Origin of the sequence: Enterococcus sp. DIV2453a, assembly GCF_050533535.1 — a bacterium.
Lineage (GTDB): Bacteria > Bacillota > Bacilli > Lactobacillales > Enterococcaceae > Enterococcus > Enterococcus faecalis.
Window position 1 is genome coordinate 31,778 of record NZ_CP172899.1, and the last position, 13,614, is coordinate 45,391.

10 protein-coding genes are annotated in these 13,614 nt (G+C 38.1%); 5 read left to right on the forward strand and 5 right to left on the reverse strand.

The window, feature by feature from the left end:
- Positions 1-168: 168 nt before the first annotated feature.
- Positions 169-2,760 (forward strand): bifunctional lysylphosphatidylglycerol flippase/synthetase MprF, encoded by a 2,592-nt coding sequence (gene mprF / locus IGK03_RS00140; RefSeq protein ID WP_002370602.1) that lies wholly within the window; start codon positions 169-171, stop codon positions 2,758-2,760.
- A gap of 36 nt (positions 2,761-2,796) precedes the next feature.
- Here the strand turns inward: mprF and IGK03_RS00145 are convergent, their stop codons facing one another.
- The 3 genes from IGK03_RS00145 to IGK03_RS00155 all read right to left on the reverse strand — a co-directional run bounded on the left by IGK03_RS00145 (position 2,797) and on the right by IGK03_RS00155 (position 6,940).
- The gene (locus tag IGK03_RS00145; RefSeq protein ID WP_002370603.1) at positions 2,797-5,412 is read right to left on the reverse strand and encodes a YfhO family protein; all 2,616 of its coding nucleotides are present in this window, start codon (positions 5,410-5,412) and stop codon (positions 2,797-2,799) included.
- A 543-nt stretch (positions 5,413-5,955) separates the two neighbouring features.
- Positions 5,956-6,465, reverse strand: a complete 510-nt coding sequence (locus IGK03_RS00150; protein ID WP_002408152.1) for a ClbS/DfsB family four-helix bundle protein — start codon at positions 6,463-6,465, stop codon at positions 5,956-5,958.
- Between the two features lie 7 nt (positions 6,466-6,472).
- Complete coding sequence (locus IGK03_RS00155; RefSeq protein WP_002364587.1) at positions 6,473-6,940, reverse strand: VOC family protein; 468 nt, start codon at positions 6,938-6,940, stop codon at positions 6,473-6,475.
- A gap of 64 nt (positions 6,941-7,004) precedes the next feature.
- Here IGK03_RS00155 and IGK03_RS00160 point away from each other — a divergent pair, with 64 nt between their 5' ends.
- Complete coding sequence (locus IGK03_RS00160; protein WP_002419440.1) at positions 7,005-7,952, forward strand: helix-turn-helix transcriptional regulator; 948 nt, start codon at positions 7,005-7,007, stop codon at positions 7,950-7,952.
- A gap of 91 nt (positions 7,953-8,043) precedes the next feature.
- On the opposite strand, the gene IGK03_RS00165 is transcribed toward IGK03_RS00160, so the two are convergent.
- Together IGK03_RS00165 and proB are read right to left on the reverse strand one after the other, a co-directional pair.
- Positions 8,044-9,297 (reverse strand): glutamate-5-semialdehyde dehydrogenase, encoded by a 1,254-nt coding sequence (locus IGK03_RS00165; protein ID WP_430602396.1) that lies wholly within the window; start codon positions 9,295-9,297, stop codon positions 8,044-8,046.
- Positions 9,284-10,099 (reverse strand): glutamate 5-kinase, encoded by an 816-nt coding sequence (gene proB, locus IGK03_RS00170; RefSeq protein WP_002389550.1) that lies wholly within the window; start codon positions 10,097-10,099, stop codon positions 9,284-9,286. The genes IGK03_RS00165 and proB overlap by 14 nt, the downstream gene beginning before the upstream one ends.
- A 319-nt stretch (positions 10,100-10,418) precedes the next feature.
- On the opposite strand from proB, the gene IGK03_RS00175 reads away from it, so the two are divergent.
- The 3 genes from IGK03_RS00175 to IGK03_RS00185 all read left to right on the forward strand — a co-directional run bounded on the left by IGK03_RS00175 (position 10,419) and on the right by IGK03_RS00185 (position 13,599).
- A complete protein-coding gene (locus IGK03_RS00175; protein ID WP_002361472.1) occupies positions 10,419-10,904 on the forward strand; it encodes a dUTP diphosphatase in 486 nt (161 codons plus the stop codon).
- Positions 10,905-10,982: 78 nt separating this feature from the next.
- On the forward strand, positions 10,983-12,353 hold the full coding sequence (radA, locus tag IGK03_RS00180; protein ID WP_002356050.1) for a DNA repair protein RadA: 1,371 nt from the start codon (positions 10,983-10,985) through the stop codon (positions 12,351-12,353).
- Positions 12,354-12,453: 100 nt separating this feature from the next.
- Entirely contained in the window at positions 12,454-13,599 is a 1,146-nt protein-coding gene (locus IGK03_RS00185) for a PIN/TRAM domain-containing protein (RefSeq protein WP_002368622.1), read from the forward strand.
- Positions 13,600-13,614: the final 15 nt, after the last annotated feature.

The window sequence follows — 13,614 nt, forward strand, 5'->3', positions numbered from 1 at the left end:
AAAAATCGTCTTAGATTTTTTTCTCACTCTTTTTTTTCAATAAAACAATACGATTCAGCCAAAATGTCTAGCCGTGCTGGAAAATTTTCAGCAAATAGGCTACCATGGAAGAAAATCGATAAAACGAAAGTTAAATGAATAGAAAAGAGATATGAAAGAGGCTATAAGATGAAAAAAAATATTAGCCAACTAACGCAGTGGTTGAAAGAACACAGTTTATTATTGAAACTAATTTTTCTTGGTTCTGTATTAGTTTTCGTGGCTAACCAAGTGACACATATCGCTCAAGGCATGACCTGGGCGGATATTTTTTCCACGATGGAACAACAAAGTACGGGGCGTTTAATTGGTATGGTCTTGGCAGGACTATTAGGGGTTATTCCGATGCTCCTTTATGACTATGTAGTCGTTAAATTATTGGAAAAAGAAGGTAAGCCACCAATGAAACGAATGGATTGGTTAACTTCGGCTTGGGTCACCAATACCATTAATAACTTAGCGGGTTTTGGCGGCGTGGTTGGTGCAACGCTACGGATTAATTTTTACGGAAAAGATGTACCACGGGGCAAGGTTGTAGCAACGGTCTCAAAAGTTGCTCTGTTCTTGATTTCAGGGTTATCTATTTTATCTTTTGTGGCGTTTGTTGATTTATTTTTTATTCGAACCCAAAATGTTTTTCGTGAATATTGGGTTTGGTTATTATTGGGCAGCCTGATTGCGCCAGCGCTCTGGTTTTTCACGTATTTAAAACGGCGAACATTGTTTAAAACATTTTTTCCAAAAGCGGTGCTCCTATTATTCGGCGCTTCATTAGGTCAATGGCTAGGTGGGATGTTTGCTTTCTTAATGATAGGTCGTTTGATGCAGGTACCAGTTTCGATGGTTTCTGTTTATCCAATGTTTGTTATCGCTACGTTAATCGGGATGTTAACCATGGTTCCTGGTGGTATGGGAACGTTTGATGTCTTAATGATTTTGGGCTTGTCACAATTAGGGATTGATCGATCACAAGCGGTCGTCTGGTTGTTGTATTATCGTTTGTTTTATTATGTGACGCCTTTTATGACAGGAGTTATTTTGTTCTTGCAACAAGCAGGCATGAAAGTTAATCAATTTTTTGATAATTTACCTCGGTTATTTTCACAAAAAGTGGCGCATTTTATTTTGGTGGCGGCGTTATATTTTGCAGGGATTATGATGGTTCTATTGTCGACTGTGACGAATTTGTCGAATGTCAGTCGTTTATTCCAAGTGTTACTTCCCTTTTCTTTTAATTTTTTAGATCAAACATTGAATTTATTTGTAGGATTCTTGTTATTAGGTTTAGCTCGAGGCATTTCTATGAAAGTGAAAAAAGCTTATTGGCCTACAATTATTTTACTAGGATTTTGTATTGTAAATACGGTGGCACGAACGACTTCGTGGCAGTTAATTGCTGTTTATGCTGTTATTTTATTGGCGGTTATTTTGGCTCGTAAAGAATTTTATCGTGAAAAGTTTGTTTATTCATGGGGCGCTTTAACGGTAGATAGTATTTTGTTTGGCTGCTTGTTTATCGGTTATGCGGTTGCTGGCTATTACGCCGCACGACCAGCTGGTGGCAATCAAGTTATCAATCACTTTTTGTTGTTTCCGTCAGATGATGTTTGGTTTAACGGATTGATTGGTTTAAGTATTTCCTTGATTGGTTTATTCTTTTTGTATCAATATTTAGCCGAAACAACTGTTACTTTAGGTGAGGGGTTTGAGGAAGCGCGGTTGACACGCTTTTTGGAAAAATTTGGTGGCAACGAAGGCAGTCAATTTTTGTATTTAAAGGATTATGGTCATTTTTATTACCAAGAAGAAGGCGAAGATCAAGTACTTTTTGGGTTTCAAATGAAGTTTAATAAATGCTTTGTCTTGGCGGATCCAATTGGGCAACGAGAGAAATGGACAGCGGCGACACTGGCGTTTATGGATCAAGCTGATTTGTTAGGCTATCAATTAGTTTTTTATCGTATTTCGGAAGAATATGTTATGAATCTTCACGATTGCGGCTTTGAATTTATGAAAGTTGGGGAAGAAGGCTTGATTCAATTTGATGAGCCGTCAACAGTGAATCAAACAGCTTGGACGGAAACAGTGACTGAAAAAATAGCAGCAGAAGCAGCGGATTTTCAGTTTGAATTTTATCCCGAAACGATTAGTGATGCCTTATATCAAGAGTTAGAACGAGTTTCTGCGGACTGGTCACGGAATCAAAAAGAGCGCTACTTTATTGGTGGACGGTTGGATCCCGAGTACTTGAAATGCAGTAGCGTGGGCTTGGTGAGACAGAAACAAACGGTCATCGGTTTCATTACTGGAAAAGAAATGGAAAAAGGCAAAAGTATTTCGTATGATTTGTTACGTATTCGTTCAGACGCACCTGCTTTTACTAGAGAATATTTGTTCACTCATTTTATTGAAACCTATCAACAGCAGGGCTATCAATTAATTGATATTGGGATGGCGCCGTTGGCTAACGTAGGGGAGAGCAAGTACTCTTTCTTAAAAGAACGCTTTGTTAATATTTTTTACAAGTATAGTTATCAAATTTATGCGTTTCAAGATACACGCAAGCGCAAAGAACAATATGTCACTAGTTGGCAACCACGTTATTTTGCTTATCCTAAGCGGACCAGTGTACTCTTTGCTTTTGTGCAACTTTCCTTGTTGATTACGAAAGGAAGACATCAAAGTGTTTCGCTTGTGGAAGAAGCAATGACTGAAATTTAAAAAAATCACGCGATGACTTAGCCATCGCGTGATTTTTTATTTGTCTTCTTTTTTACGGTTTCGTCTAGCTGGAATCAAGGTTACGTAGGCAACGAAACCACCAGTACATAGAACGAATAACACGATGCCAGGAATCAATCCTTCTGGTAAATAAGAGAACTGAATAGTATGGGTTCCAGCGCTGACAGGAACGCTTAGAAAGGCATCTTTAAAGGCTTTTGGGGTAACTTTTTTGCCATCAATTTTGACACGCCAACCTTTGTCATAAGGAATTGTAGTGACGAGTACTTGATCTTTGTCGGCGGTAAAGGTACCTGAAGCAGAGCGTTTGCCAGTGGTTAAATCAACGCCTTTTTCTTGCACGGCGGAAATGGCTTTTTCAAATGCATTGGTATTTAAGCCAACTACTTGCGGCTGAACAAAACTTACTGCTTTGGTTCCATAAAAACTTACTTTGAAGTTAACGGTTGTATCTTTGGGATAGTAACCTAAGTTATAATATTGGCCAGTAATGCCAATTTGTGATTGCTGACTCGAGCCGTTCACGGTGACCGTCGCAGTGGAACTTTCCAATTGAGCAAAATCTGTTGGGAATAAACTCAAATAAGCTTGCGTATTGGCGGGCACATTGACTGTATAAGAAATCTCTTTGGCTACGTTATGTTGTTTCTCCGTAAAAGTTACGCCAGCTGTATTTTGCGTAATTGTCACGTTATTTTGAAGCGTCATCGTTGGTTGATAAAAGGTAAAATACCGTTCATTAGTATTGGCTAAAGCATTTAGTAAATTTGTTTGACTACCTAAATTATCATTGAGAGGTTGCCGAACATTGTAAATCTCTTTGTCTGCTAAAAATCCTAACGGCAAAGCATTTTCGTTACGATAAAGCTGATATTTACCAGCAGCTGCTTGTCGCTCAAAGCCGAATTTCATTGGATTGTTTTCAGCAATATTGTATTTAATGCCCATCAAAGCATCCATTAACAAGGTATTATTTTGGTAACGAATATTTAAATTCGTGCCTCGCGAGCGGAAACCTAAGGCGTTTAGGTATGTTGAAGAATGTCGGTTCCGTACGGAAGAAAACATGCTAATGCCACTGTAGCCATAGTTAATGCCGTCATTGGCCGAAACACCATTTAAATTTTCCAAGCGGTAAAAGGTATCATTTTCTTTTTTTGTTTGATCGACTAGATTTTTTAAGTCAGGATAAGGCTCAGAATACAAGCTGCGTGATGCGTAGTTCCAATCATCTAAAATACCAGTGACCATCGCCCGTGTATTAATGATTGCTTCACCAGAAACGAGCAGCAATAACAAAATCACTAAGTATTGCATAGGCGCTTTTTTCAATTGATAAAAAGCAATTCCGAAAAAGTATAATAGTAAAAAAGTTGCCGTTAATACGAAAGAGGTTAAAGTCACATACGTATAACTAGTAGCACCTTTTGTGCCCATTGCAAGAGCAAAAATTGCTAAAAGAATCAAAATCAAGCCGCTTAAGACGCCGAGATCATCCTTTTCAAATTTTTCCCAACCATAACCAGCAAGCAAAATAACTAGGAATGAAAAGAGGAAACTATAGCGGAAAAGAAACATGTTCGGCGCATGCATACCGTGCCAGAATAAATTTAAGGGCGTGATGTAAAAGCTAGCAATCAATAGGACAAACAAACTGCCAAAAAGTAGTTTGTTTTTCAATGGAATTTCTTTCGTAACGAAATAGAAGAGACAAAAAATCAAAGGCAACAACCCAATGTAAATAAAAGGAATGGACCCATATTTGGTTGTATCGTAAACGCCAATCATATTTTTCATAATAATATCTAAAAAGGCAGTCGCTTCTGTTTTAAAGGTTGTAATTTCAGAAAGAGTTTCACCATTGGTTCGTAAATCTAAGACAGCAGGTAAGACCATAATCATAGATGCTCCACCAGCTAAAAGAGAAGTAGTAAAATACGCAACGATTCGAGATTTATATCGTTGCCAGTCTGTAAACGTTCGTGCAAAATAGTACAGGAAGGAAAACAACCCAATCATAAAGCCAAAATAATAATTTGTAATGAAAAGCAAGAAATAACTGACAAACAATAATGTCGGTTTTCGTTGGTCCATTAAACGATGAATTCCTAAAATTACGAGTGGCAGATAAATAAAGGCATCCAGCCACATAATTAATTCTGAATGGGCCACAATGAAGGACATTAGCGCATAAGACACACTTAAAGTCACATGGGACCATTTAGGAATCTTAAAGGTTTGTTTTGCCAAGAACCAAAAACTCAAGCCAGCACTCCCAATTTTCAACAACGTTAGGAAATAGAGCGCATCAGGCATGTTTTGATTGTTAAAGAAAAAGACGAGCGGCGTAAATAAGCCACCAAGATAATAGGAAATTAAGGACAAGTAGTTTAGTCCCAAAGAAGCATTCCACGTATAGAAAAGACTTTGTTTTCCATGAAGAACATTGTTAAAGCTTGCGTGAAAATTTGAAAATTGAGAAAAGGCATCGCTGGCTAAAACACTGCGACTACTTCCTGGATAAATCCCAATACTCAAATAGATAATTGCCATAATTAAAAATGGAATGAAGAAACTGGCTAACATATAAGGCCAGTTGTTTTTTAAAAACTGCCTACTTTTATTTTTCATAAATAACCTCACCTGATTTTTCGAAAGTACCTATAGTTTATCATACTCTTTATTTGATGTACCAATAGAAGAAAAACTTTAAAATTTTATTAGGATCCTAAGGGTGGAGTGAAGAAGAATTAGTAGTAAGGGATTGACATTCAAATGCTAAATCACTAGATTAAACAACGGATATTCTCCGAAAAATTGCTGAAAACACCCTGTGGATAACTTTGTGCATAACTCTGTTGAAAACCACAAAAAAGCTTTTTATCTCGGTTTATCCACAAGGATAAGTTTTCGAGTTGCTAAAAAAAATAGACGCAAGTTCAGAAGTCCTGCTTGCTAAAACTAAAGGAATCCCTAAAGTTGAAAGAAGATGAAAACGTTATTAAAACAACGTTTTCATCTTCTTTTTTCTAGAATTTACAAAGATTTAATGTCGAACAAATAAGCACTGTGGAAAAGTTTTTTGGAAAAAACAAGAAATTTCATCCACAAAGTTTTCTGTGGAGAATTTAAAAATGCTTGTCAAGCTTTTTTTGAAAAAATGTGGATAACTTTTTAAAGACACACTTTTTTCCATTTGCGAATTTGCGTTCGGAAACTAGTAAAAGGGGCAACGCTATTAATGTGAATCCATTTCCAAAGAGGCCATTGTGCTTTGGTGGTCGCCCAAGCCCGTTGTTGAGGTAAAAATAATTCGTCTTCGGAAAGCGAGTCAATCCAATGAAGTAATTTTTCTAAGATGTCTTGCAACGCAATCAGCTGACTTTCTAAACTCATTTGTCCATAGGTTTGATAAAATGATTGATAGAGAGCGCCCAGTTGATTCCATTTATAACCTTCAGCTGGCGTTTGAACGGTCAGACCACGTTGTTCTTGTTCTTCCCAAGAAAGCAGCAAGTTGAGCCAGCCTAATTGATAGGCTAAGTTCTCTGAAGGTGTTTTAGCTACTGTTTCAATTCGGTGATCTTTAAGTGTTTCAGGAATTTCTGCAAATTCAGCTAAATATTTTTGTGAAGCTATTTGAATGGCCTCAATCAAGGCTTCTTTTGATTCATAGGTTCGCATTCTTCGGCTAACGTCCTTTCTTGGTAGGATCTGCTTGTTTTTCTTGAGTAATTTGAGTGACTAAACCAAAAGGATCTTTCACAATCGCATAAAATGTTGCAAATTCATTTTCAATTGGTTCTTGGATAATACAGGATTCGGGATGGCGCGTGAGTTTTTCAAAAATTGTTTTGGCAGAGTGACGGCTATTGACGGTTAAGCTGAGGGTCAATTGTTCTGTGGGCGTGGTATTCATTCCTGCAAACAAAGGATTATCAGCTAGTTGTAATTGAAAAGTGTCCATTTGTAAAATCGAGTGAGAAAGCCAGTGTTCTTCGCCAGCGGGAATGGTCAAAGAAGGATTTAAGCGCTCTTTAAATTCTTGATTAGTAATTTTAAAAAGAATATCACCAGCAAAGGCTTCTTGGTAAAACGTCAAGGCTTCCGTTGCTCGTCCATTTAAGACCATAAAAAGGGCAAATTGTGTGTTTTTCATTGTTTGAACCTCCTAAGATTGATAAGATAAGCATAACAATAAAAGGTGTCAAAAAGTGACACCGATGGAGGGAAAAATGAAAAAATCAGAACGTTTAAATCAGGAACTTTTTTTCTTGAGAACCCATCCTCAGTTTAATTTAAATCAGTTAATGAAAACTTTTGGGATTTCTAAAAGCACAGCTTTGCGGGATATTGAAGCTTTGGAAAATTTAGGCGTGCCGCTATATGTGGAGAATGGTCGTTATGGTGGCTATCGAGTTTTAAACAAACCGTTGTTGCCGCCGATTTATTTTAATGAAAACGAAGTGTTAGCGATCTTTTTTTCGTTACAATTACTGAAATTAGTCGCAGAGTCACCGTTTGGTCATTCCTATCAGCAGATTAAGCAAAAATTATTGCATTCTTTAGATGAACCAACCCAATTTAAAATCAGTCAAATGAGTAAGGTCGTCTATTACGAAGGAATTGAACAAGTAGAAGCACCAGGCAATTTAGAGCAGCTGTTTCATTGTATTTTGGCGCAACAAGTAATTCAGTTTAACTATACCAGATATGAAGCAACAACGAAAAAAATCTTACCAACCCGGTTAACTATTTTAGAAGGGTATTGGTATTGTTCAGGCTATGATGTGACTAAAAAGGCTTGGCGTACTTACCGCTGTGATTTTATGGAGGCTATTCAGCAGTTAAACCAAGCACTGGATTTTACGAATGAAGAATTGAAAGAATCGTATCGCCATCAACAAACGACGGCACGTACGATTCCATTTAAAGCAATCATTACAGAAAAAGGCAAAGAATTTTTTTATAAACATCGCTTTGACAATATTCAGTTGGAAGAAACGCCCACGGAGTGTTTTTTAGTTGGACAGATTCATCCAACAGAAACACAATTTTTAGCCAACTATTTTATGGGCTTTGGTGAAGAAGTGACAATTTTAGAGCCAGTCCAAGTGAAACAAGCATATGTAGAAAGTATAATGAGGATTCAAAAAAAATATCAAGAATAGATTGTGGAACTGTGAACAATTCCATGTGTAAAGATGCACATTGGAGAGGAGAAAGAAAAACCCTTGATTTTTAAATCAAGGGTTTTTCTTTCTAAGAACGTGCTTGCCCATTTCCATAAATAACATATTTTGTCGAAGTAAGCTCTGCTAAGCCCATAGGTCCACGGGCATGTAATTTTTGCGTACTAATGCCGATTTCGGCGCCAAATCCAAATTCAAAACCGTCCGTGAAACGAGTTGAAGCATTCGCATAAACAGCGGCTGCATCCACTTGTTGTAAAAATTGTTGTGTGGCAAAGTAATTATCACTAATAATACTTTCAGAATGTTTTGTATTGTAGCGATTAATATGCTGGATGGCTTCGTCCAAAGAATCAACGACTTTCACTGCTAAGATAAAGTCGAGAAATTCCGTTTCCCAATCTTGTTCAATCGCTGGAATGGCTTCTTCAAAAATTGCTAACGCACGTTCATCTGCCCGAAGTTCCACGTGAAACTCCTTCAAGGCTTTTTCAATTGTTGGTAAAAAGGCTTCAGCCACCTCTTGATGAATTAATAACGTTTCGGCGGCGTTACAGACAGAAGGACGTTGACATTTAGCATTGACAATAATTTCAGTTGCCATTGTTAACTGGGCGTCTTTATCCACGTAAATATGACAATTGCCTGTGCCCGTTTCAATAACAGGAACAGTGGCTGTTGTCAAAACAGTTTTGATTAAGTTGGCGCCGCCACGTGGAATGAGGACGTCCAAGTAGTCATTTAAGCGCATAAGTTGTTGGGCTGTTTCTCTAGAAGTATCATCAACAAATTGAATGAGATGGGGAGAAACGGCTTCTTGGATTAGTGCTTCTTGTAAAATTGTCACCAATATCTGATTGGAGTGAAACGCTTCTTTTCCGCCTCGAAGAATAACAGCATTTCCTGATTTGAAACAAAGGCTAGCGGCATCTGTTGTCACGTTCGGCCGCGATTCATAAATGATTCCAATAACACCTAAAGGCACGCGTTGTTGCCCAATTAACAGCCCCGCTTCATTGCGCCACATTTTATCTACTTCCCCAATTGGATCGGGTAAAGTAGCGACTTGGCGTATGCCCTCAGCCATCGCTGTGATCCGTTCTTCTGTTAAACGTAAGCGGTCTTGCATTGTTTCAGAAATTCCGTGGGTAGCGGCTTGCTCTAAATCTAATGCGTTTGCTTGTAAAATGCGGGGTGCATTGGCTTCAATGGCTGCGGCCATTTTGTTTAACAAAGTATTTTTTTGACGAGTATCCATCAAGCCTAGCGTATAAGAGGCTTCTTTAGCTTGTTGCCCTAGTTGCTTTAAATCAGTCACTTTCATGCCCTCCTTTAATAAATAACGTACCGATATCTTTTCCTTCTAAAATTTCAAAAATGATTTTTGGCTGCTTTCCGTTTGCTAAAATCATCGCCTGTTGATTAGCTAACACACGTTCAGCAGCTTTTAATTTACTAGACATCCCACCAGTGCCAAAGCGGCTCCCCTTACCACCGGCTAATTGGAACAAGTCTTCATTAATTTCATTGATTTCAGAAAATAACGTGGCTTCTTTGTTGACAGTAGGGTTGTCTGAAAAGAAACCATCAATATCTGATAACATAACTAACAAGTCAGCTTGAACAATTTGGCAGACAATGGCAGACAATTGATCGTTATCCCCGAACTTGGTTAAGTGATCCAATTCTTCAATTGCGACAGTATCATTTTCATTGACGATAGGAATAATATTCATTTTTAACAGTTGTTCAAAAGTATTGGTAACATTATTGCGACTTTCAGGATATTCAATAACATCACGAGTTAATAAAACTTGTGCCATTTGTTGGCTATAGGTTGAAAACCGCTGATTATAAATGTTCATTAATTCTGCTTGGCCGACTGCAGCGACTGCCTGTTGTTCGGGAATTGTCGTTGGGCGTACAGATAGATTTAATTTATTCAGTCCGACACCAATTGCGCCAGAAGAAACTAAAATAATTTCTTTGCCTTGGTTGCTTAAATCACTCAAAGTAAAGGCTAATTGATCAATTGCTTTTAAGTTAATATTGCCATTGGGATAAATCAGAGAACTGGTTCCGACTTTGATCACAATTCGTTTGGCCTGTTGGAGTTTGTTTCTCATAAGTGCCTCGTTTCTTTTTACAGTAAAATTTGACACTCATTATAACAAAATCAGCGGCTACTAGAAAGTGCTAAATAATGAATAGTAAAGAAAGTTTAATGAAAGTGTGAACTTTTTGAGGGAATCTTGGGACTTTTTGGGATTTGGTCTGTTTATTTTAAGAGAAGATGATAGACTAAAAGAAGGAAATTAAACAAAAATTCTCCTCTTTTTTGCGTAGTCTAGATTAACTGGGCTTTTAGAAATGAGAAACTTACTAAAAACAACCAGAGTATCAGAGATTATGGTAAAATAGGAGTAGTTTAGACAGTAGGGGAGAATGAATATGAAACAACGTGGTTTTGAGATTATTTCTAAGTATCAAGAAGAGGGCTTGAGTGTCCCACAACGAGCAACAAAAGGTGCCGCGGGGTATGATTTTCAAGCAGCTGAAACGGTCGTTGTACCAAGTCTTTGGAAGTTACAACAAGCTGGAGAAAATCCCAAACCAATTTTAGTTAAAACAGGGATTAAGGCGTATATGCCTGATTCTGAATATTTAGAATTGGTGAGTCGTTCTTCGAACCCGCTAAAACGGTTCCTACTTTTAGCGAATGGTGTCGGAGTCATTGACAGTGATTATTATAATAACGAGAATAACGAAGGACATATCATGTTCCAATTTTTAAACTTTGGATATGAAGATGTTGTCATTGAAAAAGGTGAACGAATTGGCCAAGGGATTTTTAAGCCGTTTTTATTAGCGGATGATGACCAAGTCGAGGCAGAAAGAACGGGCGGTTTTGGTTCGTCTGGACAAAAATAAAGCCCATTTTTTCAGTAGGCAACGTTATTCAAACCATTTAATAAATGTTAAAATAAACAACAGATAAGGAGATTCTACATGGCAAAAAAAGCAAAAGTTCAATTTGAATGTCAAAGCTGTGGGTATGTGTCTCCAAAATATCTCGGCCGCTGTCCTAATTGTGGACAATGGAATTCGATGGTGGAAGAGGTTATTCAAGATACTTCTGATCGTCGTGCTAGAGTAAGTTTGACTGGTAAAAAGACACAACCACAACGGCTATCTGAAGTCGTACCTAAAAAAGAGCCGCGTGTAAAAACTGAATTAGTGGAGCTGAATCGGGTTTTAGGTGGTGGCGTTGTTCCAGGTTCGTTAGTTTTAATCGGTGGCGATCCCGGAATAGGTAAGTCAACATTGCTCTTACAAGTATCGCAACAATTAGCAGCCACAGGTGGCACGGTTTTATATGTTTCTGGTGAAGAAAGTGCTGAGCAAATTAAATTACGAGCGGAGCGTCTAGGCACCGTCAACGAGACATTTTACTTATACGCAGAAACAGATATGCACGAAATATCACGAGCCATTGAAAAATTAGAACCAGACTATGTCATTATTGACTCGATTCAAACAATGACGCAGCCAGATGTTACCAGCGTTGCTGGTAGTGTCAGTCAAGTCCGAGAAACAACTGCCGAATTATTGAAACTGGCAAAAACGAATGGGATTGCCATTTTTATTGTCGGACACGTAACGAAGGAAGGGTCTATCGCAGGGCCACGGATGTTGGAACATATGGTAGACACGGTTCTTTATTTTGAAGGAGATAAGCATCACACCTTTAGAATCTTACGGGCTGTCAAAAATCGGTTTGGCTCAACGAATGAGATTGGTATTTTTGAAATGCAGACACATGGATTGGTTGAAGTTATGAATCCTTCTCAGGTCTTTTTAGAAGAACGTTTAGAAGGAGCCACCGGATCTTCAATTGTGGTAGCAATGGAAGGTTCACGCCCCATTTTGGTGGAAATCCAAGCGTTAGTTACCCCAACGATGTTTGGCAATGCCAAGCGAACGACCACCGGGTTGGACTTTAATCGCGTTTCTTTAATCATGGCGGTTTTAGAAAAACGGGCAGGCCTTTTATTACAAAACCAGGATGCGTATCTAAAAGCGGCTGGTGGAGTCAAAATTAATGAACCAGCTATTGATTTAGCATTAGCAATCAGTATTGCTTCTAGCTATAAAGAAAAAGGAACCTCATCTTCGGAATGTTTCATTGGTGAGATTGGTTTAACTGGTGAAATCCGCCGCGTGAATAGTATTGAACAACGAGTGCGTGAAGCGCAAAAACTAGGCTTTACAAAAGTCTATGTCCCTAAAAATAACCTTGGTGGCTGGGAAGCGCCTGAAGGTATTGAAATTATTGGCGTTTCAACAATTGGTGAAACGTTAAGAAAAGTTTTTAAATAATGAAAGTAGAAATAATCCGTTTAGGTTGTTGGTGGCGTATGATTTTTATACGCCCCACAACACTAGACGTCTTTATTAAATAAACGAGGAGGATGGCTATATGCAAAAACGAATCATCACGTTGCTGATGATCATTGCTGGTGCAAGTTTAGGAATTTCTCTTTTCCCAATGGCTTGGGAAATGGCTAAGCAAGGCAATAACAGTTGGTTAAACAATAACTTTACGAACGGATTAATTGGTGCAATTATTTTCTTTATTTTATCTTTAGGGTTAGCAAAGTATATTGTTTCCGCTGTCAAAAAAATCGAAGCAGCTTTAAATGAAATGAGTTTAACCTATTTATTATTTGGAAGTATTGGTGCCATCATTGGTTTAACAATTGGTGTCATTATTTCCATTCCAATGTACAACTTACAAATTCCTGTCGTGAATAGTTTACTGCCAATTCTAGTTATGATTATTCTGGGTTACTTAGGTTTCCGAATGGGAACAACACGGATTGAGGAGTGGAAAAAAGTTTTTACACCTCGCCAAAAGAAAGCAAATACGGAAGACACCGAAGGACAAATGTTGGAACGTAAAGTGGAAGACAACTTCCATAAATACAAAATTTTAGACACCAGTGTCATCATTGATGGCAGAATCTACGATATCGCTAAAACAGGCTTTTTAGAAGGTGTTTTGCTCATCCCTAACTTTGTTTTATATGAATTACAATACATTGCTGATTCTGGAGACAGTTTAAAACGGGTGAGAGGTCGTCGTGGCTTAGATATTTTAAATGCTTTACAAAAAGAAGAAGGTATCTCTGTTGAGATGTATGACGGAGATTTCGAGGATATCTCTGAAGTAGACAGTAAATTAATCAAATTAGCAAAATTATTAGATGGCGTGGTTGTGACCAATGACTACAACTTAAATAAAGTCTCTGAATTTCAAAATGTGCCTGTTTTAAACATTAATGCTTTAGCTAATGCTGTGAAACCAGTGGTGATTCCAGGTGAAACGATGAATGTGATGGTTGTAAAAGCCGGAACAGAGCGTCAACAAGGGGTCGCTTACTTAGATGATGGCACAATGGTTGTGGTTGAAGATGGCCAGCATTACATGAATGAGCAAATCGAAGTGGTCGTTACAAGTGCTTTACAAACCGCAGCTGGGCGTATGATTTTTGCCAAACCGGCGCACGCGGGTCGCGGGATTAATGATCGCAAGGATAACCATCCTAAAAACGATAAAAATTAAGCAAAGTGAGGACTT